At 63.8% G+C, this 22112-nt stretch carries 17 protein-coding genes and 1 tRNA gene; 11 read left to right on the forward strand and 7 right to left on the reverse strand.

Annotated features, from left to right (window positions below; all coding sequences use genetic code 11):
- On the reverse strand, positions 1-228 hold a 228-nt coding region (locus AC1VS5_RS02760; protein WP_481217622.1), incomplete at its 3' end, for a hypothetical protein.
- Between the two features lie 103 nt (positions 229-331).
- Between AC1VS5_RS02760 and AC1VS5_RS02765 the strand changes: the two genes are divergently transcribed.
- From AC1VS5_RS02765 to AC1VS5_RS02790, 6 genes are all read left to right on the forward strand, one after another.
- A complete protein-coding gene (locus tag AC1VS5_RS02765; RefSeq protein WP_019128734.1) occupies positions 332-526 on the forward strand; it encodes a hypothetical protein in 195 nt (64 codons plus the stop codon).
- Between the two features lie 191 nt (positions 527-717).
- Positions 718-3819 (forward strand): DNA polymerase III subunit gamma/tau, encoded by a 3102-nt coding sequence (dnaX, locus tag AC1VS5_RS02770; protein ID WP_481217623.1) that lies wholly within the window; start codon positions 718-720, stop codon positions 3817-3819.
- Positions 3820-3909: 90 nt separating this feature from the next.
- Positions 3910-4230, forward strand: a complete 321-nt coding sequence (locus AC1VS5_RS02775; protein WP_019128736.1) for a YbaB/EbfC family nucleoid-associated protein — start codon at positions 3910-3912, stop codon at positions 4228-4230.
- 216 nt (positions 4231-4446) lie between these two features.
- A complete protein-coding gene (gene recR / locus AC1VS5_RS02780; RefSeq protein WP_019128737.1) occupies positions 4447-5043 on the forward strand; it encodes a recombination mediator RecR in 597 nt (198 codons plus the stop codon).
- A 778-nt stretch (positions 5044-5821) separates the two neighbouring features.
- The gene (nifJ, locus tag AC1VS5_RS02785; protein ID WP_481217624.1) at positions 5822-9358 is read left to right on the forward strand and encodes a pyruvate:ferredoxin (flavodoxin) oxidoreductase; all 3537 of its coding nucleotides are present in this window, start codon (positions 5822-5824) and stop codon (positions 9356-9358) included.
- 242 nt (positions 9359-9600) lie between these two features.
- The gene (locus AC1VS5_RS02790; protein ID WP_481217625.1) at positions 9601-10323 is read left to right on the forward strand and encodes an NUDIX domain-containing protein; all 723 of its coding nucleotides are present in this window, start codon (positions 9601-9603) and stop codon (positions 10321-10323) included.
- A gap of 188 nt (positions 10324-10511) precedes the next feature.
- Here the strand turns inward: AC1VS5_RS02790 and AC1VS5_RS02795 are convergent, their stop codons facing one another.
- A complete protein-coding gene (locus AC1VS5_RS02795) occupies positions 10512-11297 on the reverse strand; it encodes a type III pantothenate kinase (protein WP_481217626.1) in 786 nt (261 codons plus the stop codon).
- A 171-nt stretch (positions 11298-11468) separates the two neighbouring features.
- On the opposite strand from AC1VS5_RS02795, the gene AC1VS5_RS02800 reads away from it, so the two are divergent.
- Positions 11469-12806 carry a LacI family DNA-binding transcriptional regulator gene (locus AC1VS5_RS02800; RefSeq protein ID WP_481217627.1) on the forward strand — a complete coding sequence of 446 codons (1338 nt, stop codon included), beginning with the start codon at positions 11469-11471 and terminating at the stop codon, positions 12804-12806.
- Between the two features lie 20 nt (positions 12807-12826).
- On the opposite strand, the gene AC1VS5_RS02805 is transcribed toward AC1VS5_RS02800, so the two are convergent.
- Positions 12827-13492 carry an HAD family hydrolase gene (locus tag AC1VS5_RS02805; protein WP_481217628.1) on the reverse strand — a complete coding sequence of 222 codons (666 nt, stop codon included), beginning with the start codon at positions 13490-13492 and terminating at the stop codon, positions 12827-12829.
- Between the two features lie 231 nt (positions 13493-13723).
- Between AC1VS5_RS02805 and larE the strand changes: the two genes are divergently transcribed.
- Complete coding sequence (gene larE / locus AC1VS5_RS02810) at positions 13724-14638, forward strand: ATP-dependent sacrificial sulfur transferase LarE (RefSeq protein WP_481217629.1); 915 nt, start codon at positions 13724-13726, stop codon at positions 14636-14638.
- A 342-nt stretch (positions 14639-14980) separates the two neighbouring features.
- Here larE and AC1VS5_RS02815 read toward each other — a convergent pair.
- Both AC1VS5_RS02815 and AC1VS5_RS02820 read right to left on the reverse strand, forming a co-directional pair.
- Positions 14981-15054: transfer RNA gene (locus AC1VS5_RS02815), tRNA-Gln, on the reverse strand.
- Between the two features lie 46 nt (positions 15055-15100).
- Positions 15101-16003: a peptidoglycan-binding domain-containing protein gene (locus AC1VS5_RS02820; protein ID WP_481217630.1), complete on the reverse strand. Its 903-nt coding sequence runs from the start codon at positions 16001-16003 to the stop codon at positions 15101-15103.
- Positions 16004-16459: 456 nt separating this feature from the next.
- Here AC1VS5_RS02820 and AC1VS5_RS02825 point away from each other — a divergent pair, with 456 nt between their 5' ends.
- From AC1VS5_RS02825 to AC1VS5_RS02835, 3 genes are read left to right on the forward strand one after another with little or no spacing between them, the layout of a single operon-like run.
- On the forward strand, positions 16460-17185 hold the full coding sequence (locus tag AC1VS5_RS02825) for a response regulator transcription factor (protein ID WP_186297414.1): 726 nt from the start codon (positions 16460-16462) through the stop codon (positions 17183-17185).
- Positions 17182-19020: a HAMP domain-containing sensor histidine kinase gene (locus AC1VS5_RS02830; RefSeq protein ID WP_481217631.1), complete on the forward strand. Its 1839-nt coding sequence runs from the start codon at positions 17182-17184 to the stop codon at positions 19018-19020. The genes AC1VS5_RS02825 and AC1VS5_RS02830 overlap by 4 nt, the downstream gene beginning before the upstream one ends.
- Positions 19017-19769, forward strand: coding sequence for a TVP38/TMEM64 family protein (locus AC1VS5_RS02835; protein WP_481217632.1), 753 nt, complete (start codon positions 19017-19019; stop codon positions 19767-19769). Before AC1VS5_RS02830 ends, AC1VS5_RS02835 begins: the two co-directional genes overlap by 4 nt.
- Before the next feature lie 157 nt (positions 19770-19926).
- Here AC1VS5_RS02835 and AC1VS5_RS02840 read toward each other — a convergent pair whose 3' ends face one another.
- The gene (locus AC1VS5_RS02840; protein ID WP_481217633.1) at positions 19927-20940 is read right to left on the reverse strand and encodes a polyprenyl synthetase family protein; all 1014 of its coding nucleotides are present in this window, start codon (positions 20938-20940) and stop codon (positions 19927-19929) included.
- A gap of 82 nt (positions 20941-21022) precedes the next feature.
- Positions 21023-22084: a UDP-glucose 4-epimerase GalE gene (galE, locus tag AC1VS5_RS02845; RefSeq protein WP_019128749.1), complete on the reverse strand. Its 1062-nt coding sequence runs from the start codon at positions 22082-22084 to the stop codon at positions 21023-21025.
- Positions 22085-22112: the final 28 nt, after the last annotated feature.

Consider the following 22112-nt stretch of genomic DNA (forward strand, 5'->3'; position numbering starts at 1 on the left):
CTGCAGGCGAGCGTCGAGGCAGACCTCCACGCTGCCGAAGCCGCCGGTGGCACGGGTTTCAATCGGCCGATAGCGCTTGAGCAGCGCGGACGCCGTGGCTCCCGGTGCCGGCTGCGGCGCGGGCGCGCGACGGGTAGCAGCGGCGCGTCCGGGCATTGCCGGGCGGGGGGCCGCGCTATGCGGCGATGCGCCCCGCGGGGGGCGGGTATGTTGCGAGAAGAGCGGCATGGCCATCCTTGGTGCGTTTGTGATGTGAGTGCGGTATGCCTTGGCGCACATTTTACCATGCGACAATAGCTGCCGTTATGAAGGCTGCGTGACGGGAGGGACCATGACGGACCAAGAACGCTTGGCGGCGTACGAGGCCTTTGCGGCCGAGGTGCGCGAGGAGCTCTCGAGCACGGTTGCGCGCATGGAGGACCTGCAGGCGCAGAACAAGGTGAAGACCGCAACGTACCGGCAGCTCTTTGCCGCGCGCGTCACGCTCAAGGAGATCGACCGCCGGCTGGCGTCCCACGGCTTGTAAGGCCGACGGCGGCTTAGGGGTTGCCTGGCAGGCCGGAGGGGCTGCCGGGCCGGCCGCTCCAGGTGCCTGCTCACCCGGCGGCAGGCTCGCGCTTGCGTGACCGTGCGGGAGAGTATCATGGAGGCACGCCGTTGCCCGGTTGGCGAGCGGCCACCTCGGCGCCGTCGACCGTACTGCACGAAGGAGAATCCATGGAGTCGCTCTATCGTAAATACCGCCCGTTGACGTTCGAGAGCGTGGTGGGACAGCGACATATCGTTTCGACGTTGGAACATGCCATCACAGAGGGCCGCTTGAGCCACGCGTACCTGTTCTGCGGCCCGCGCGGCACGGGTAAGACAACCATGGCGCGCATCCTTGCCAAGGCGCTACTTTGCGAGCGCGCCGCCGCTGCTCGCGCCGAGGGCGCCTCTGGTTGCATGCCGGATGGCTCGTGCGAGGAATGCCAGCGCATCGCCGAGGGCACGCATCCGGATGTCTACGAGCTCGACGCTGCAAGCCGCACCGGCGTGGATAACGTTCGCGAGGAAATTATCAACTCGGTGAGCTTCGCCCCGGTGCGCGGCGCATACAAGATCTATATCATCGACGAGGTCCACATGCTCACCACGCAGGCGTTCAACGCCCTGCTCAAGACGCTCGAAGAGCCCCCCGAGCATGTGCTTTTCGTGCTCTGCACGACCGATCCTCAAAAGATTCCCGAAACCATCCTTTCGCGCTGCCAGCGGTTCGATTTTCACCGTATCGGCAACGAGGACATTGTGGGCAGGCTCGCCTACATCTGCGAGCAGGAGGGCTTCGACTACGATGCCGAGGCGCTCGAAATCGTGGCGAAGCACGCCCGCGGCGGCATGCGTGATGCACTGTCTACGCTGGAGCAGCTATCGGTATTCGGCAACGGCTCGGTGCATGCATCGGACGCTCGGGCGCTGCTGGGCGAGGTGTCGGGCACGGTGCTCTCGGAGTTCAGCCGGGCCATCGCGGCGCGTGACGTGGCCACGCTCTTCGGGCTCGTGCGCACGCAGGTTGATGCCGGCGAGGACCTCATGGAGCTCACGCGCGACCTCGTGGCGCACACGCGAGATATATATATGGTAAGCGTGGCGGGTGCGCGCCCCGAGCTCTTCGATGGGGCGGAGGACGTCGAGGCGCTGGCCGAGGAGGCCGGGCTGTTCGGGACGGCCGACCGCCTGGCGCGCGCGCTCACGGTGCTTGACGACGCTGCGCTCGAGATGCGCACGGCAGCAGATACGCGCCTGGTGCTCGAAATCGCGCTTACCCGGCTTGCTCGCCCCGAATCCGACCTAACGCTCGAAGCGCTTGCCGAGCGAATTGACCGCCTTGAGTCCCGGATTGCTTCCGGTGTGCCCGCAGCGCCTCTTGATGCGAGTGGGGTGGCTGCGCTTGCCGGCGTGCGGGGGGCGGTGGCGAAGGTGCCCGTGCCGAATGAGGACAAGGCGACCATGCCAGCCGGGGTGCCCGTGTCGGCTGAGGCTCCCGCGGCGGCGGGAACTTCCGGTTCGGCTGGAACTTCCAAGCCCGATAAGGTATCCGCTCCCGCCGGGGCAGCCGTTTCTGCGGCGGAGCGGGCTTCCGCGCCGGTGGGGGCAAAAACCGCTGAATTTGCGGGGGAGCAGATGGCATCGCCGGTTGAGGGCGGCGCGTCCGCCCGTTCTGAGGCTTCCCATGCTGCTGGTGAGGCTCATCGCCCATCTGTGAGCACGCCGACCGAGGCTGCCGCCGCACATGTTGAGGAGCGTGGCACGGTGCCCGTCGCCCCCGTTGTTCCGCAGGATTCTAGGGTGATGGATCCTTCGGTTCGCGCCGAACAGCGGGAAGCCGACGTGCGTTCGGATCAGGGAGTTCGGGCTGCACATGCTGCCGGGCGAGGGACCGCACGTGCCGGAGGGCCCGGGGCTGAGCACGCTTCCGGTCCCGAAGCTGTTCGCCCGGCGACCGCAGCGGGGCAGGCCGCCCCGACCGCAGCGGCAGCCCCCTCGCGCCCTTCGGCAGCCGCCGCCCCAGCCGCTTCCTCGCGCCCGTCTACGGCCGAGGTCGCTGCGTCGGCTGCGGCCCCCACGCCCGCGGTGACCGATGCGGGCGAGCTGCAGCGCAAGTGGGGCGATGTGGTGAAGCGCGTTACCGCGGCCCAGCCTTCGAGAGGCGCGCTTCTGCAGAGCTCCCGCGCGCAATCCGACGACGGGTCCGCGCTTACGGTGAGCTTCCCTCCCGGTTCGGGCTTTGCGATCACGATGCTCGGTCGGCCGGACACGCAAGAGGTCGTGCTTCCGCAGGTGTGCGCTGTTTTTGGTAACCGCGCGGTGCACTACGTGATGGATGGTTCTGCCGCTGCGCCGAAAACTTCCGCCCCACAGCCTTCAGCTCCGGCTGCTTCTGTGCCGGAGGCACCTTCATCGGCTGCACGGCCCGAGGCCACGGCGCCGAAGGGGGGCCAGGTCGCAGAGGCGCCGGCGGGGCCCCAGGTTGCGGCGGAGTCGTCAGCCCCGGCGACCCACTCCTCTCCTGCTGCTTCGGCATCGCCCGATGCGTCCGAGCCAGTGGCCAAAAAACCCGCAGCCACGCCGGCCGCCCAGGAACCCGCATCCGGTCTGTCGCCAGATTCTGCTCCGTGGGCTCCTGCCCCGGCGGAGTTTGGCCCAGCGCCTGAGCCGGCCCCCTCGGTGCCCGAGCGCAAGCTAGATCACGCTCCCTCGGAGCCCGCCCAGGAACCGGCCCCTGCTTTCACAAAGCCTGCCCAAGCACCGGCCTCCGAGACCCCTGCATGGGATGACGACCAGGTGCCCTACGACGATGCTGCCGCCATGGCATATGACGACGACCTACCCCCGTTCGATATGCCCGGCGCGGATCTCGGTGCCGCCGCATCACCGTCTCCCGCTCCTGCGGCTAGCTCTTCTGCAACCTCTGCGGTAGCAGCTCCTACGACGGTTTCTTCCGCAGCCTCCACGGCTGGCGCGTCACAGGTCGCTGCTGCTGCGGCGCCCTCGGCGAAAGCGGTTGCGCCCTCGTCGTCTTCGCAGCCAAAGACATCTTCTTCCGATGTCGCTCAGGCTGCCGCTCCGTCATCTGCCCCTTGGGCTACACCAGCCGCGTCCCCGGTGCCGGCGGCCGGCGGATCTTCCGGCTCTGCGCCCTCAGCCTCTGATTCGGCCCCTGCAATGCCGGCTCCCTCCGTCTCCATGGGCGGCGAAGACGCCGACGATATTGCGTCGGTGCTGGGTAGCGTATTCGGCGACGGAGTAAAGGTGACGCAGGTGGGCGGCACGGAGTAGCGCACTCGTTCATGGTACGATGCCAACGTCAAATATCGCGGCGCGCCCGGTTTGCCGGATGCGCGCCGCGCCGCAATCAAAGGAGTTCCCATGGCTCAGATGAACATGCAGCAAATGATGAAGCAGGCTCGCAAGATGCAGGAGCAGCTCGCGGCCGCACAGGAGACCATCGCGCAGTCCACGGTCGATGCGTCGGCCGGCGGCGGCATGGTCAAGGTCACCGTGAGCGGTGACATGCAGGTCACTTCGCTCAAGATCGACCCGGAGGCCATCGACCCCGAAGACGTCGAGATGCTCGAGGACATGGTTATGGCAGCGGTGAACGAGGCCCTGCGCGGCGTCGGCGAGCTTGCGAACCGCCAGATGGGCGCCGTTACCGGAGGCCTCAACATTCCGGGCATGCCGTTCTAAGTCCACTCGATTCGGAAATCAACGGTTGTTTTTGGATTAGTCGAGTAGCGCGAAATGGCACAGGCGTTCTACCTGCAAATTCTTTTGCCAAGGACACCGCTCTACTGGGCTCATTGCGAAATAACCGTTGATATCCGTCGCGAATGTGTTTGCACACGGTGCGCGTGACCCCGTAACACCGAATGTCGCTCGTGGAAGCTGATGAGGAAGGATGCCATGGCGAGCAACCAAGATTTGCAGCGCTTGCTCGATGAGCTGGGGCGTTTGCCGGGCATCGGTCCCAAGAGTGCCCAGCGCATCGCTTACCACCTACTCGAAGCCGACGCCGAGGAGGCGCGCCGTTTGGCGCAGGCCATCCTCGATGTGAAAGAGCACGTGCACTTCTGCAGCCGTTGCTTTAACTACGCTACGGCCGACGAGTGCCCCATCTGCATGGACGGCATGCGCGATCGCACGCGCATCTGCGTGGTTGGCGAGCCGCGCGATGTGACCGCCATCGAGCGCACGGGCAGCTACCACGGCTTGTACCACGTGCTCGGCGGCGTGATCAGCCCCATGGACAAGATCGGTCCGGAGCAGCTGCATATTCGCGAGTTGCTTATGCGCCTGGGCGAGGAAGACATCCAAGAGGTCATCATCGCTACGAACCCCAACATCGAGGGCGAAACCACCGCGAGCTACCTCGCACGCACCATCAAGCCGCTGGGCGTGACGGTGAGCCGTTTGGCGAGCGGCCTGCCCGTGGGCGGCGACCTTGAATACGCGGACGAGCTGACCCTCGGCCGCGCCATCGAAGCCCGCCGCGCGCTCTGAGGCGGCGAATTCCATCCCTCACTTGTCGGTCACCACCGCTAGGTGCGTTCCCTCCTCGTTCGGGCGGACTTCGCCGCCTCAGAGCGCGCGGTTCCTAGGCGGGCGCTCCGCCTTGCCGCTTATTCGTCGGTCGCCGCGCGCAAGGCGTGCTCCCTCCTCATTTGTGGCACCTCAGAGCGTGATTTCCTGCACGGCGATTTTCCATCGCTGAATATTTGGAGTTACATTCTGTTCACCGTTGCAGATTTGAAGTTAAGGGCAGCGAGCGAAGCATATATGGAGTTATTGGTCTCTGTAGGTGGCCTTAGCTCCATATATGCTGCGCTCGCTATGCATAATTCCAGATTTGCTGCACTCGGAGGGCATGCCGGTGACAGTAACTCCAATTTTGCCGCGCTCGGCGAATCTCGACCCCGTGTAACTCCAAATCTGCAACGTTGAGTCGGGGATAACTCCAGATTTGCAGCGCTGACCGGGGGTGGCTTCGGAACTGGCCCGTTGGATGGGGGATAACTCCGGATCTGCCGCGATGGACGCAGCCCCCTCCAATTCACCTCACCTATTCAGATTCACGATTACGGTCGCGCCGAACGCGGTACAATAACGACGCATGTGGTTTTTCGCCAGCAGACGGCTTCCCCTCATCGCCGAAGCCCGACGCACGCGGCCGCGCCAATTGCGCAGACACGGCCTAGTACCAGCGATTTTCCAAGAAATGCGGAAAAGCCCCGGCGCACCAGGCACCGGGAACCTGTATACCTATGAGAGGAGAGGGTATATGGCGCGCAAGTTCAAGTCCATGGACGGCAACGAGGCCGCCGCATACGTATCGTATGCGTTCACCGAAGTTGCGGGGATTTACCCCATCACGCCGTCCAGCCCCATGGCCGACCATGTCGACCAGTGGGCAGCCCAGGGGATGAAGAACATCTTCGGAACCCCGGTGAAGGTCATCGAGATGGAGTCCGAGGCGGGCGCCGCGGGCACCGTCCACGGCTCGCTCTGCGCCGGTGCGCTGACCACCACCTACACGGCTTCCCAGGGCCTGCTGCTCATGATCCCGAACATGTACAAGATCGCTGGCGAGCACCTGCCGGGCGTGTTCCACGTCTCCGCGCGTACGGTTGCCTCCCACGCGCTCAACATCTTCGGCGATCACTCCGACGTGATGGCTTGCCGCCAGACCGGCTTCGCCATGCTCGCCGAGACCAACGTCCAGGAGGTCATGGACCTCGCCGCCGTGGCGCACCTTTCCGCCATCAAGGGCCGCGTGCCGTTCCTGAACTTCTTCGACGGCTTCCGCACCTCGCATGAGATCCAGAAGGTCGCCGTGTGGGACTTCGACGATCTGGCCGAGATGTGCGACATGGACGCCGTCCAGGCGTTCCGCGACCACGCCCTCAACCCGGAGCACCCGCACAACCGCGGTACCCACGAGGACGGCGACGTCTTCTTCCAGCATCGTGAGGCCTGCAACACGACCTACGACGAGCTGCCCGCGGTAGTCGAGGACTACATGAACCAGGTGAACGAGAAGCTCGGCACCAACTATCACCTCTTCGACTACTATGGCGCGCCGGATGCGGACCGCGTCGTGGTCTGCATGGGCTCCTTCTGCGATACCCTCGAGGAGGTCATCGACTACCTCAACGCCCATGGCGAGAAGGTCGGCCTGGTCAAGGTCCGCCTGTATCGTCCGTGGTCCATCGAGCACTTCATCGCTGCGCTGCCCGAGACCGTCAAGAAGATCGCCGTGCTCGACCGCACCAAGGAGGCCGGTTCCATCGGCGAGCCGCTCTACGAGGACGTCGTCTCTGCGCTCTATGAGTCCGGCAAGACCGGCATCAAGGTTGTCGGCGGCCGCTACGGCCTCGGTTCCAAGGACGAGCCGCCCGCGGCTGCGTTCTCGGTCTACGAGGAGCTCAAGGCCGACGAGCCCAAGCGCGAGTTCACCATCGGCATCGTCGACGATGTCACCAACCTCTCCCTCCCCATGGACGCCGACGCGCCCAACACCGCGGCCGAGGGTACCATCGAGTGCAAGTTCTGGGGCCTTGGCGGCGACGGCACCGTGGGCGCCAACAAGAACTCGATCAAGATCATCGGCGACCACACCGACAAGTACGTTCAGGCCTACTTCCAGTACGACTCCAAGAAGACGGGCGGCGTGACCATCAGCCACCTGCGCTTCGGCGATCAGCCCATCAAGAGCCCGTACTACATCACCAAGGCCGACTTCGTGGCGTGCCACAACCCCAGCTACATCACGAAGCACTTCAAGATCGCCCAGGGTGTGAAGCCCGGCGGTACGCTCATGATCAACTGCCAGTGGGACTTCGACGAGCTCTCGAAGCACCTCTCGGCCGCTGAGAAGCGCTATATCGCCAAGAACAATGTGCAGCTCTACACCATCAACGCCATCGACCTGGCGGTTCAGGTGGGCATGGGCAAGCGCACCAACACCATCCTCCAGTCCGCGTTCTTCACGCTCGCCGGCGTGCTCCCGCAGGAGGATGCCATCAAGTACATGAAGGATGCTGCCGAGAAGTCTTACGCCAAGAAGGGCCAGGACGTCGTCGAGGCCAACTGGAAGGCCATCGATGCCGGCGCCACCGCCTTCGTGAAGCATGAGGTTCCCGCCGAGTGGGCCGACGCCACCGACGAGGCTCCCGCCGCCGAGCTCAAGGGCCGTCCCGAGCTCGTCAAGCAGGTCAAGAACATCATGGAGCCCATCAACCGCATGGAGGGCGACGAGCTCCCCGTCTCCGCGTTCGTCGATCACGCCGACGGCCAGTTCGAGCAGGGCGCCTCTGCGTACGAGAAGCGCGGCGTTGCCGTCATGGTGCCGCATTGGGACGCCGACAAGTGCATCCAGTGCAACCAGTGCTCGTATGTGTGCCCGCACGCCACAATCCGCCCGTTCGGCCTGACCGAGGAGGAGATCGCGAACGCGCCCGAGGGCATGCGCACGCTCGACATCAAGATGCCGAAGGACACCGGCCTCAAGTTCACCATGGCCATCAGCCCGCTCGACTGCATGGGCTGCACCAACTGCGCCAAGGTCTGCCCGAAGGGCGCCCTCACCATGGTGCCGCAGGAGCAGGAGCTCGAGGAGCAGAAGACCTTCGATTACTGCGTGGCCGAGGTCTCGCCGAAGCCCGTGCTCGAGGCTGCAAACGTCAAGGGCAGCCAGTTCAAGCAGCCGCTGCTTGAGTTCTCTGGTTCCTGCGCCGGCTGCGCCGAGACCGCTTATGCGCGCCTCGTCACCCAGGTTTGCGGCGACCGCATGTTCATCTCCAACGCCACCGGCTGCTCCTCCATTTGGGGCAACCCGGCTGGCCGTTCGCCGTACACGGTCAACAAGGACGGTCATGGTCCGGCGTGGAACAACAGCCTCTTCGAGGACAACGCCGAGCACGGTCTGGGCATGGCGCTCGGTTACGAGGCCGTTCAGAACAAGCTCGTGGTGCTGACCGAGGAGCTCATCGCTGCCGAGGGTACGCCCGAGGACGTGAAGGCTGCCGGTAAGGCCTGGATCGACGCCCGCAAGGACGCCGAGGCATCCAAGACCGCTGCTGCTGCCTACATCGCGGCCCTCGAGGCTTGCGGTTGCGACAAGGCCAAGGCGATCCTCGCCGACAAGTCCTTCCTCACCAAGAAGAGCTTCTGGATCTTCGGTGGCGACGGCTGGGCGTATGACATCGGCTTCGGCGGCCTCGATCACGTGCTCGCCAGCAACAACGACGTCAACGTCTTCGTGTTCGACACCGAGGTGTACTCCAACACCGGTGGCCAGGCCTCTAAGGCTTCGAACCTCGGCCAGGTGGCCCAGTTCGACGCGGCCGGTAAGACCACCAAGAAGAAGAGCCTTGCCGAGATCGCGATGAGCTATGGCTATGTGTACGTGGCCCAGGTTGCCATGGGCGCCAACCCCGCTCAGACGCTTAAGGCCATCCAGGAGGCCGAGGCCTACGACGGCCCGTCCCTCATCATCGGCTACAGCCCCTGCGAGATGCACTCCATCAAGAAGGGTGGCATGCAGAACTGCCAGGCCGAGATGAAGAAGGCCGTGGAGTGCGGCTACTGGAACCTCTTCCGCTTCAACCCCGCCGCCGAGGTGGGCAAGAAGTTCACCCTCGACTCCAAGGAGCCGAAGGGCGGTTATCAGGAGTTCCTGATGAACGAGGCCCGCTATGCTTCGCTCACCCGTTCGTTCCCCGAGCGCGCCGAGGTGCTCTTCAAGGAGAACGAGGAGGCCGCAATGGCCCGCTATCAGCACCTGCTGAAGCTCAAGGATGTCTACGCTGAGGTCTAAGGCCTGAGCCCTAGCTCCTTATAGGAGGCCCCGGGGGATTCCCTCGGGGCCTCCTTTCGTTTGGATGAATCGCAGACACCGGGTGTCTGCGATTCATCAAGGGCTTCGGACATGTTTCCGGGCCCCTTTCTCTTCTTGTGCGCGGCGGGTATCCAGAAGGCTCTGCGCCGGCGTAGCGTGACGCGTTGTTGGGTACAACTGACGTGACTGCGCACTGCGCGCGCTGAGCGAAGGGGAGACACATGGCAGAGATCGAAGAAAAAATGGTCGATAGCTCAACTACGGACAACCTGGAAGATGCTTATGCGGACGCGATGCCAGAGGAGGCGCCCGCTGCCGAAGACGGCGGCCATCTGGTCCCCGGCGACGAAGGCGAGCACGACGCCGAGCTGCATGAGCAAATCTTGACGCAAGAGACCATGTGGAGCGGCAAGATCTTCGATGTCGAACGCATGGAGGTCAAGCTTCCGAACGGGCGCTGCTCCGTGCGCGACGTGGTGCGTCATTGCGGGGCCGTAGCCATCGTTGCTCTCACAGAGAACGGAAAGATTGCGCTCGTGCGCCAGTACCGCACGGCGCTCGACCGTGTGACGGTGGAGATTCCCGCGGGCAAGATGGACCCCGGCGAGGAGCCGCTCGACTGCGCGAAGCGCGAGCTCAAGGAGGAGACCGGCTTTGTGGCGGGGCGCATCGCCTACCTCACCACCATCGCCACCTCGGGTGGTTTTACCGATGAGCTCATTCATATCTACCTTGCCACCCAGCTTTCGTTTGAGGGAGCCCAGCCCGACGAGGACGAATTCCTGAACGTCGAGCTGGTCGATGTGCAGGAGCTCGTGGATGCCGTGCTCGATGGCAAAATCGAGGATGCTAAAACGGTGGTCGGCGCGCTTGCCTGCGATGTCATGGCACATCGGCTTGCTGCGGACGACGCCATGCAGGGAGACGAGGGCTCCGTTGCGTGACGCTGGGGGAGCCGTGTCGCTTAAGCCCGATTTCTGAGGGCCGTGTCCAATGGGCGCGGCCCTTATGCTCGCAATACCGCAGGTATCGATGGGTGTTTGATTGCCCCCTTGGTGCGGGAGTCTGAAAAACTGGGTTAATTTGGCGGCACGTGCCTGCCTGCCCGAGCAGGCTGGTAATGCAGGCCGTTTTACGCCATGCGCGGTACGCGGTCGCGCATGCGTCGAGCTATCTCGCAGATGCCCTTAAGGGTGAGCTGCCCGTCGACAACATCGAATACGTTGGTTGAATCTGCCACGATGCTCGCAAGCCCTCCGGTCGCGATGACGCGGGCTTCGGGCGCCCCCAGCTCGGCCCGGATACGGCCAACAAGCCCCTCAACCATAGCAGCCGTTCCGAGCACGGCGCCGCTCTGCACCGCCTCTTCAGTGGTGCGGCCGATGGCGTGGGGCGGCGTCTCCAGCGGGATGCTTGCGATTCGGGCGGCTCGGGCAACGAGGGCGTCCATCGAGATGCGCAGCCCCGGGGCGATTGCACCGCCGATATAGTAGCCGTCGGAATCGACCACGTCGATATTGGTCGCCGTGCCAAAGTCGACCACGATCGACGGCGCTCCGTAGAGCTTTTCGGCGGCCACGGCGTTGGCGATACGGTCGGCGCCGACCTCCTCGGGATGTGGCGCGTGGATGCATGTAACGGCGGCGGTGTCCGCTCCCACGGCGATGCTTCTCGCCGCAATGCGCTGGGCGAAGGCGCGCCATTCGCGGGTGAGCTGCGGGACCACGCCAGCGAAGGCGATCTCGTCTACGCATTCAAGGGTAAGGCCGTACATGCGCAGGTAGCCGAGCAGACGAACATGGATTTCGTCCGCAGTGAACGTGCGGTCGGTTGGCATGCGCCAAGAGCGTACGAGCTCGTCGGCGTCGAAGAGGCCGAGCGCCGTTTGCGTGTTTCCCATATCTATGGCGAGGAGCATGGGCCTCCCTACGGTCGTTTCGTCACGAACTTGGAGCTTGGTGACGGTATGCGTTGCGCCATCATTGTATACCAAGGCTCCGCCCGCCATTAAAGCGTTTCAAAGAGTTGCTATACTGAGATACCATGCCGAAATCGGCAATACACGATGTGGAAAAGTAGCGGGAGCAAGATGGCGCGAGTTAACATCAGCGACGTGGCGCGCGAGGCGGGCGTCTCGCTGGGAACGGTATCGAATGCGATCAACCACCCAGAGCGCGTGCGCCCCGAGACGCGTCGGCTGATCGAAGAGGCTATCGAGCGCCTGGGCTACCTTCCCAACCAAAGCGCGCGCCTGCTGGCCGGGGGGTCCAACGCGGTGATCGGGCTCGTCTTGCCGCGCCTCAACCATGGTTGCAGCGTCCAGATAGCAAGCGGTGCCCGCAACGAAGCCGAGCGCGCGGGCCTCGATCTTGTCATCATGAATTCAAACGAAAACGCAGAGGTGGAAAGACGCTATCTGCGGTTTTGTACTGGTATGCAGCTTGCTGGCGTGCTGGTGCAGCCATCGACGTACCAGGTGTCTCCGCCTCAGCATGCGCCTTCGGTGCCGGTGGTGTACCTAGGTGCCCTGGGTGCGCCGCACGAGGTGCTCTCGGTCTCGGCGGACTATCGGGCTCAGGGACGCTTGATTGCAGAGCATGTCGTCGCGTGTGGGGCGCGCAGGGTTGCCGTGATCGGATCTGCTTCGCTGCCGCCGCTTGCCGAGCGCCTTGCGGGCATACAATCCGTTGGTGCCGAGCACCCTGAATGCTCGTTCGAAGTGCTTGATGAGGGAAGCCGTTGCGGATCTACCGATGGTGCTCGGTTGGGGGAGAAGCTTGCGAAGCGTGCGAGCCGCGAGCGGCCGGATGCGATCATAGGCCTGGCAGATGCTATCGCGGCGGGGGCCATCCAGGGTGTCCAGGCGGCAGGGTGCGATGTGCCGGGCGACATCATGGTAGCAGGGTGCGATGGAAATCCCCTTGCTTGGGGAGGGGCGGTGCCGCTGACCACCTGTTCGCCTGCTGGATACGAGATTGGCCGCAAAGGGGTCCAAATGCTCGTGGGCCAAATCGCGGCTATGGAAGAGGAGAACGGCCGGAGCGGTGCGGTCGGGGCTCAGGGCAGCGTGATCGGCATCCGGAATGGCGGGGGAAGTGCCCGCGGTGCGGCCGAAGCCCACGGCACGGGTAGCACCCGGGGAGTGAGTGGCATCCAGGGTGTGGGTGGTACCCGCGGCACGGAGGGTGCGCGGGGCACCCAAGGTTCGGGCGGCGCTCCCAGCACTGATGCCATCCGGAACGGCACAAGCCGGGTTGCGGTGAGGCCTTCTGCCGTGCTGCGCGGCGAGGCCACGCGTGAGCTCGTGCAGCCCTTTTTGCTGGAGCGAGCGAGCACGGTCGGGCAGGGGGCGGCGCATAGGTCGGAGCTTTCCGGGCTCGGAGCGGTCCGCACGTTTGCCGAGCTCGACATGGGCTCGTATCTTTAGCGGTTTTTGCGGGTTTGGCGTTACGCAATCTCTTCGTTGCGCAGCCTAATCGCGCCCGCGAGCTCGTCGAGCGAGCCGAGCACATCGACGCACATCGAGCGAATCTCGGGCGTGGGCTCAATCGTATCCGGCACCAAGAAGACCGACATGCCAGCTGCGGCTCCCGCGCGAACCCCGTTGGGGGAGTCCTCGACGACTGCGCACTCCTCGGGCTGCATGCAGAGGCGTTCGGCAGCGAGCAGGTAGATATCGGGGGCCGGTTTGCCGTGCTCAATCTCATCGCCACAGGTGATGCTGTCAAAATACGCCTGCATGCCGAACGGTTCGAGCTCGCGTTCCGCAACCGGACGATACGACGAAGTGGCGAGTCCCAGCGCGAAGCCATGATCCTTGAGCACGGAGAGCGCCTTCACGGCAAAGGGCTTGGCTGCGAGCTCATTTTCCATGAGCTCTTCTTTGATGCTTCGATGGAGCGAAAAGAGCTCGTGGGCAGTTGCTTCGGTAATTCCCAGGTGCTCGATGAGCATGCTGGTAACGGCATCGGCCGTGCGCCCAACGAAGCTTTTGATCAGCTCTTCGCTCACATCGAGCCCCAGGCGTTCGCCAGATGCCAGCCATGCGCGCGCACTGAGCAGCTCGGTGTCAACGAGGGTGCCGTCAAGATCGAAAAGCACCGCTTTAATCATAGGGGTTCCCTTCATGAAGGTTCATGCTCCGTCGCTGCGAATGTTTGGCTAGGCCAGCGGCGGCAGCGCGAGCGTGCTGCTACGGTCGTGTGGCGGGTCAGCATCGATTACATGGGCGAGCCGATGTGACGGGCCGACGGACCATCGACGAGATGACCACATTATTGTGCCAGAGCCGGCCTGCGATGGGTACAAGAGGGACCGGAAACCGCGAAGAAGTCGGAGGATGCTGTGGAACGCGAAGCGCGGGAAAAGCTGCAGGCGCTCGAAGAGCTGCTTGATTCTTGGAAATCGGTTGCCGTCGGATATTCCGGGGGTGTCGACAGCACCTTTTTGGCTGCGGTTTGCGCGCGAGCGGTGCCGAGCCGAGCGGTGCTCATGCATATCGAGACTCCGTTTTCGGCAACGCCTGAGCTGGTGTCGGTTGAGCGGGCTGCAGAATCTGGCCAGGCGGCGTTCGGGCTGCCGCTTATCGCGGTTCCCCTCGATCCCTTCTCTTTGGAAAACGTTGTTCGAAACGACGAGAACCGCTGCTATTACTGTAAGCGGGCTGGTTTTTCGGCAATCTTGGCAGAGGCGCGGGCGCGCGGCATCGAGGTGGTCGTGGATGGCAGCAACGCGGACGATGCGGGCGATTATCGGCCTGGCATGCGTGCCCTCGAGGAGCTTGGGGTGCGTTCCCCGCTTCTAGAGACTGGCTGGCACAAGGATGAGGAGCGTGCGCTGCTGCGTGAATGGGGCATCCCGGTGTGGGACATGCCGGCCGGCGCATGCTTGGCGACGCGCATCCCGTGCGGCGAGCCGCTTACGGAGCAGAAGCTCGCCGCCGTGCGCGCTTGCGAGGACTATCTGCATGAGCTTGGGCTTCATCAGGTTCGGGCGCGCTTGATTGAGGGGTCCTTGCAGGTTGAAGCTTCGTCCGAGGATTTGCGCGTGCTTGCATCGGCGGGAGATCCCGCAGATGCCAGTGGCGGATCGAGTGCACCGCACGAGAAGGGCGCATGGCATGGGGAAGGTACGCCGAGCGAGGAGGGCGCGCGGCGCGTTGCGCTTCCAAAGGAGATGCGCGCCCATCTTGCAGGCTGTGTTGACGGCGAAGTGAACCCTTACGTTGTGCTTTACAGCAAAGGGAGCATGAACAGGTGAGCCGCTCTCGAATCTTGATGAATAGAACTCGACATAAATGCAGTTAACAAATTTTCGAAATGTATAGAAAAGTATGCTTCGACTAATTGGCGTGATTTGGATACTGGACTGTGGGGCGGCCATGTTTTGGGCTTTGGGGCGCATGCGCCGGGCCGGACGGATGCCCGTGCGCGGCATTAACGGGCCCCGTGGCGGAAATCGGGCTGCGGCGGCTCTCGATAGAAGCTGGGCCTGTTGGCAAATCCAAACGCTTGCCGCAAGTATTTCGCATTGTTGTTTCGCATGAGCGAGATAAAAAAGCAGTTCAAAGCATTTTAGATACTTTGAACTGCGCGTATTGCGTGGCTGGGGCAGAGGGATTCGAACCCCCGTAACCGGCACCAAAAACCGGGGTCCTGCCGCTGGACGATGCCCCAAAGCATAGCCGACGCTCCAAAGGCGCGCTCGGCCCACTCAGTGTACCTAATCGCTCAACGCATCGCAAACGCCGTCGAGGAGTTGCACGGCAAGCGCCTGTGCATCGCTTGAGGTGAACGATCCGTATCTCGTGATTCCCGTAAGCTCAAACCGAATGAGCGTTGGCCGCGTGGTGGAAGCAGCGAGTGCGGTACGAATGCGCCGCGATACATTGGGGCAGTCTGCCAGCACGATGGTCGCGCGCGGCGCGGCATCTTCGGGAAGCTCCGAGCTCGCGAGCTCGAAAACCATATCGACGTCGTCGGGCGCTTCGCTGTCGCACAGTTGCATGCCGCTGCCGTCTGTCGTCGCAGTGGCGATGTTCCACATGCGCGACGCGACGTTGCGCGCGATGGGATCCACGCCCATGACGGCGATTCGATTGCGCTCGAGCACGCTCGCTGCGCGCGCGAAACCGGTGCGCTCCTCGGCGTCTACAACGGGCGGCTTGCCCTCCCACACGTGGCGCAGCCGGTGAATGTAGTTGAAGGTGTCCTGGAAGGCCATGCCGTCGGCAAAGAGCCCTACGTTCTCCTGGAATTGCTGGAGGGCCGCCTCGGTGTGCGGGCCGAACGAGCCGTCTGCGCGCCCGCACGAGAAGCCCAGGGTGTTGAGCGCGTGCTGGAGCTCCATAACATCGGCCCCATGGAAGTTGGGAAGGCGCAGGTAGAGGGTGCGGTCGCCGAGCGCGTACGAGGCGTCGACGAGGGAGCTCCAGCATGCGGTATCCACGGTATCTCCCGCATCGAGTTGCATGTTCGCGCGGAACTCCTGAACCGCTTTTGCGGTGGCGGGGCCGAACTCCTGAGCCTCAAGCTCTGCGGCATCTATGGTGTAGCCCAAGCGGGTGAGGCGCGCCTGCACGTCTTCGACGGCCGGTCCCTGCATGCCCGAGGTGATTGCTTCCATGCTGCTTCTTTCTATATGCTTGCCCTGCGCCGGCACTGCGGCGTGGTTTCGTTGGTTCATCTTCTTTGTATAGTCTATCAAGTTGCGCGCATCGCTGCCCGCGGGCGTGCTTCCGCCTGAAAAACATCGGAATGGTAGATGGATTGTCGACATTTACTTGGCATGATGATAGCGGAAACCCCGGTGACACGGCGGGCGCCTTGGTCGCTTGGGCGCGGGCAGCGGCCGAGTGCGACGGCGTGCGGGAAAAAACCCGCGGCCGAGCGCGTGGCTCGCAGGTGGGATCCGTTGCCAAGCGCGACGGCGTGCGGGCAGCGGCCAAGTGCGACGGCGTGCGGGCAAAAACCCGCGGCCTAGCACGACGGCGGCGGAAAAGGTGGCGAGCCCCTTGGGCGCGCTGGCAAGACAGGGGTTCCGGCATCCGGATGCAGTGAGTTCGATGTGGGGTTGATGGGAATGGGGCCAGAGCAGCGACTGCTTATCGTGGACGATGAGCTTTCGATCGTGCAGATGCTTGAGGAGTTCTTCCGCATGGAAGGGTATGAAACCGTATGCGCGCAAAGCGCTGAGGAGGCGCTTCGTGCGGTCAACCGCAGCTTGACGGAGGAGCACGCCGGGATCGACCTCGCCTTGCTCGACGTGAACATGCCCGGCATGGACGGGTTCGAGCTCTGCCGCCGTATTCGCGAGCACCTTAGCTGCCCGATCATTTTCCTTACGGCGCGCGTGGAGGATGTCGACCAGCTCGACGGGTTCGCTGCCGGCGCCGATGATTACGTGCTCAAGCCGTTCTCGCTCGAGGTGCTGGGCGGTCGCGTGCGTGCGCATCTGGCGCGTGAGGCGCGGCGCGACGCGTCGAGGCCGCAGAGCGTTCGCATCTTCCATGACCTCACGATCGATTATGCAGAGCGTACGGTCGAGGTCTCGGCCCGGGATGCTCGCATCGCGCTTGACCTCACGCGCACGGAGTTCGACATCATCGCGCTGCTGAGCAAGAACCCAGGGCGCGTGTATGACCGCGTGCACATCTACGAGCAGGTATGGGGGTGGGGAGCAACGGGCGACCCATCCATCGTTCGCGAGCATGTTCGTCGAGTACGCAAGAAGTTTGCGGAGGCTGGAGTGGATGGCGAAGTCATCGAGACGGTGTGGGGCGTTGGCTATAGGTGGGCTGCGCGATGAGCGGAAGACAGGACGATAGGCTGCGGGAGCAAGGCCAAGCGGAGCGGGCGACGGCTTCTGCCGCCGGCGATTCGCAGCGCGGAGGCCGTCTTCGCCGCCTGCGCGACCGGCTGCGGGTTTGGTGGCGCAACCCCTCGATCATGCGGGCGTTTTTCGTGTATGCGCTCGTGTGGCTCGTGGCGGCCAGCGCGGTGACGCTCGTTGCTATCGACGCGCTCATGGAGGTGTACTACCGGGTGTCGGAGGAGCACCGGTCGGAGCATGTTGAGGTGAACGCGGGGCCGTACATCTACGACGCACAGGCCGATGAGCTGTTGCGAGCGACGCCCGTATACCTGCAGGATTTCTACGAGCAGGTCGTGTTCGTTGCGTTCGTCAACTCGGCGCAGAACTATTCGTCCGCGGGTGTCGTGGCCGGAGGCTGGAATCGCGATATGCAGGTTGTGGACGCGACGATGGAACTTCTTCGCAGCGATCCCTCGTACCGAGCGTCCGATTGGGGCGGAAACTATACCGAGAACGATTACCTTCAGACTGATGGCACTCCATACGATCCCGAGGCCACGGTGAGCGTGAGCGACCTTCCCGCGTACGACGCGCGCGAGCGTGCCGAGCGCTTGCAAACGGTTGAGGAGTTCGCGAACACGAACCTTGGCGAAGATGTCGTGCTCTCGAATGTGGCTTACTACGTGTCGCTCGACGAGGCGAGTTATCTCACCTGGATTGACTGGACGCTGCGGCTGGTGGCGGGCGTGGGGGTACCCATCGTTGCCTTTGGAGGCCTCGCGGTGCTGCTGTTCCGCCGGTTTTATCGGCGCCACATCGGGGGCCCGCTTTCCGTGCTGGAGGCGGCGGCCGACCGAATTGCGCGGCAGGACCTCGACTTTCAGATTGGTGCTGTGCGCGGGCGCGAGCTGGGGCGCCTCGGAGCGGCGATGGAGGGCATGCGGTCTTCGCTGCTCGCCACCCAGCGCGAGCTATGGCGCACGGCCGAGGATCGCAGGCGTCTTAACGCTGCGTTCGCGCACGATCTGCGCACGCCGGTGACGGTGCTCAAGGGAACGCTCGAAATGGCGCGCATGAAGGCCAATCGTGCGGGAAGTGGGGAGGACGTGCGCAAGACGCTCGACACGCTTTCCGGCCAAGCCGACCGCCTGGAATCTTACGCGCAGCTTATGAGCCGTGTTACCAAGCTGGAAGACCGCGAGGTCATGCGGTCGGCATGCGCTCCATCCGATGTTGCCCGCGTTCTCGAGCGCCAGGCGGCGGGCTATGTTGCCACGCGCGGGAACGGCTGCAAGCTGCTCTTCTCGTTGGGCGACGGCATGCGCGCTGCCGGGGCGGGTGACGGGAGCGTTGCCGTGCCGGATGCCGGGGGTGCTGTCGGAGCGGGTGACGGGCACGTCGTCGTGCCGGACGCCGAACGCGCCGCCGAGCCGTGCCCCGAGCCCCTCTCCATCGATATGCAATTGGTTGAGGAGGTACTGGGCAATCTGCTGGGCAACGCCTGCGACCATGCGCGTTCGAAGGTGACGGTGAGCGTTGATTTGCTGCAGCCCGAGCAGGGCTCGCTCGCTGCGGGAGCGCGCGGCGACATGCGCCTGGAGCTTGTGGTCACAGACGATGGCCGCGGGTTCACGGCGGAGGCGCTGCACCACGGGTGCGATCCTTTCTACAGCGAGGCCAAATCGGCCGAGCATTTCGGCCTGGGGCTCAATATCGCGCGCACGCTCGCGCGCTTGCACGGTGGTGCAGTTGAGCTGGGAAATCTTGAGGGCGGCGGTGCCTGTGTGACGGCTACGTTCGCCGTGGATACGAACGAGGAGAACCGATGATGGAGCAGGTGGAGAATCGTGCGCCGGGCATCCCGCAGGCGCCCGGATCCGCTCGCGCGGCAGCGAAGCTTGAGGCGGGAGCCTCTGCGGCTCTTCGGCGCAAGCGCGTCATCGTGATTGCGGTGTTGGTTGTCATGGGTGCGTTGCTCGGCATTGCCTGCTGGCGCTACGTGCCCGGTGCCGTCGCGTGGCTCATGGATGCCCGAGCGGTGCGCGCCTTCGTGGACCAATGGGGCGTGCTGAGCCGCCTTGCGATGATCGGTATCAATATGATTCAGGTGGTGCTCGCGTTCCTCCCGGGTGAGCCCATCGAGCTTGCGAGCGGCTATGCCTTCGGTTTCTGGGAGGGCACGGCGCTTTGCCTGGTGGCGAGTGCGCTCGCAACAACCTTGGTATACTGGGCCGTTCATCGCTGGGGTTGGCGCGTCGTGGGGCTCTTCTTCGACCGCTCGATGCTCGACCGTTTCTCGTGGCTGCGCGACGAACGCCGGCTCGAGCTCGTTATGTTCATCGTTTTCCTGATTCCGGGCACGCCCAAGGATTTCCTCACGTACTTCGCCGGCCTTACCCGAGCGCGGTTTCTTCCGGTCCTGCTCATCACCACGGTGGGTCGCATCCCCTCGATCGTCACGTCGACGGTTGCGGCATCGTCCTTTGGCTCGGGCAATTATCTGGTTACGGGCATATCGCTGGCAGTCGCAGTGGTGCTAGCGCTTGTGGGCGTTCTCGTGAGCCGGCGCCTGCGCTAAGCATGAAACGCAGACACCCGGTGTTGAAGCGTCAAAGTGCAGGTCGCGGAAGCTCGAGCGGTCCGTCTGCTCAGAAATGAAACGCAGACACCAGGTGTGCACGATTCATGGGGCATCGACACCCCATGCGATCCGCGTATCCCACGCGCCCCACGCGCTAGCTGAGGCGTTCGACGAAGAAATCGGCCATGGAAAGGAGCAGCTCGCGACAGTCGTTTTCGAGCTCGATGCCAGAGAGCTCCTCCTTGGCGCGTTCGGTCAGGCGGAGGGCATAGTCGTGGGCAAAGGCGATCGAGCCCGTCTCATCGAAGATTTCCACAGCGCGTTCGAGTAGGGCGGCATCTTGGGTGCCGCTGCGCAAGATTTCAACAAGCTCACGCCGGGTCTCGGATTCGGCGTGCTCCAGGGCATGAACGGCTACAAGGGTCCGCTTGCCCTCGGTGATGTCGTTGCGGAAATCCTTGTCGCCCGCATCCCCCACAAGGTTCAAGAGGTCGTCTTGGATCTGGAAAGCCAGGCCGGTTGCCAAGCCAAAGCTGCGCAAAGCTTCTACCTGCTGCTCGCTTCCTCCTCCCACCATCGCCCCCACCGCGAGCGGCACGGCGCCGCTGTAGTGCGCGGTCTTGAGCGTTGCCATGGTGAGGTAATCCTGAACCGTGAGGTCGAAGCGCTCGTTTTGCACCCAGCCCAGGTCGAGCGCCTGTCCTTCGACGGTTCGCTGCATCATGGCGGTCAGCTCGCCGAGTACGCGGAGCTTGAGGGGAGCGTCGAGCGCTTCGTCGCGGAGCACGGCGTCGGTGGAAAGCGTGATGTCGTAGTCGCCGCAGTTAATGGCGCGGCCTACGCCTTCCGTGAGGTACATGCAAGGCTTGCCGCGCCGCAGCTGGCCTTTGTCGGCGATATCGTCGTGAATGAGGGCCGCGCTCTGGAAGTGCTCGATTGCCGCCGCGGCGCTTCGGGCGCGAGCGGAATCACCGCCCACGGCGCGTGCCGCGAGCATGCAGATGAGAGGGCGATGCCGCTTGCCGCCGTTGGCGGAAAAGGCGGCGAGCGGTGCGTACAGGTAGCGCTCAAGGTCTGCATGCTGGGTTTGTTCCGTAAAGAACGAATCCAGATACGCGTCCAGATCATGGTGGTGCTCGGCGAGGTATGCGGCGAAGGCGTTGGCCATGGTGCAAGCTTTCATTCGTGGTGCAAAATGGGACGGGGTTGTTTTGACTCATTGAGCCAAAACAACCCCGTCCCTAAATGACTTATTGGGCGGTGGCGAAGCCGTCGGGGTTCTTGGACTGCCAGTTCCAGGAGTCGCGGCACATGTCGTCGATGTTGTACTGCGCCTTCCAGCCCATCTCCTGCTCAGCCTTGGTGGCATCGCACCAGTTGGCTGCAATGTCGCCGGCGCGGCGCGGGCAGATCTGGTACGGCAGCTCCTTGCCACAGGCCTTCTCGAAGGCGTGGATGACGTCCAGCACGGAGGATCCGGTGCCCGTGCCCAGGTTGAAGATGCCCACCTCGGAGCGGCCGTTCATCCATTCAAGCGCTGCGACATGGCCGCAGGCGAGGTCGACCACATGGATGTAGTCGCGCACGCCGGTGCCATCGGGCGTGGGGTAGTCGTCGCCGAAGACCTGCACGAACGGGCGCTTGCCCACGGCCACCTGCGCCACGTAGGGCACGAGGTTGTTGGGGATGCCCTTGGGATCCTCGCCGATGAGACCCGAGGGGTGAGCTCCGATGGGGTTGAAGTAGCGCAGTAGCACGACGTTCCACTCCGGATCGGCGGTGTGCAGGTCCATGAGGATCTGCTCGATCATCCACTTGGTCCAGCCGTAGGGGTTGGTGGCGGGCTTCTTGGGGTCCTGCTCGGTCACGGGCGGGTTGTCCGGGTCGCCGTAGACGGTCGACGAGCTTGAGAAGATGATGTCCTTGCAGCCGTGCTCGCGCATGACATCAACAAGGGTGAGCGTGTTGCCGATGTTGTTCTGGTAGTACTCGATGGGCTTCTGCACGCTTTCACCCACGGCCTTGTAGCCGGCAAAGTGGATGACACGGGAGGGCTGCTCGGCGTCGAAGATCTTGGTGAGGGCGTCGCGATCATTCACGTCTGCCTCGTAGAAGACAAGGTTTTCGGCGGCCTGGGGCCCAACGATCTCGCGCACGCGGTCGAGGGCAACGGGGCTCGCGTTGTAGAAGTTGTCGACCACGACCACCTTGTAGTTGCGCTGAAGCAGCTCGACCACGGTGTGGGAGCCGATGAACCCAGCTCCGCCGGTAACGAGAACGCAGGTATCCTGGGGTGCAAGTGTCTGTGCCATGAAAGCTCCTCACGTTGGGTTTGCCTGA

Source organism: Enorma sp., assembly GCF_982429025.1.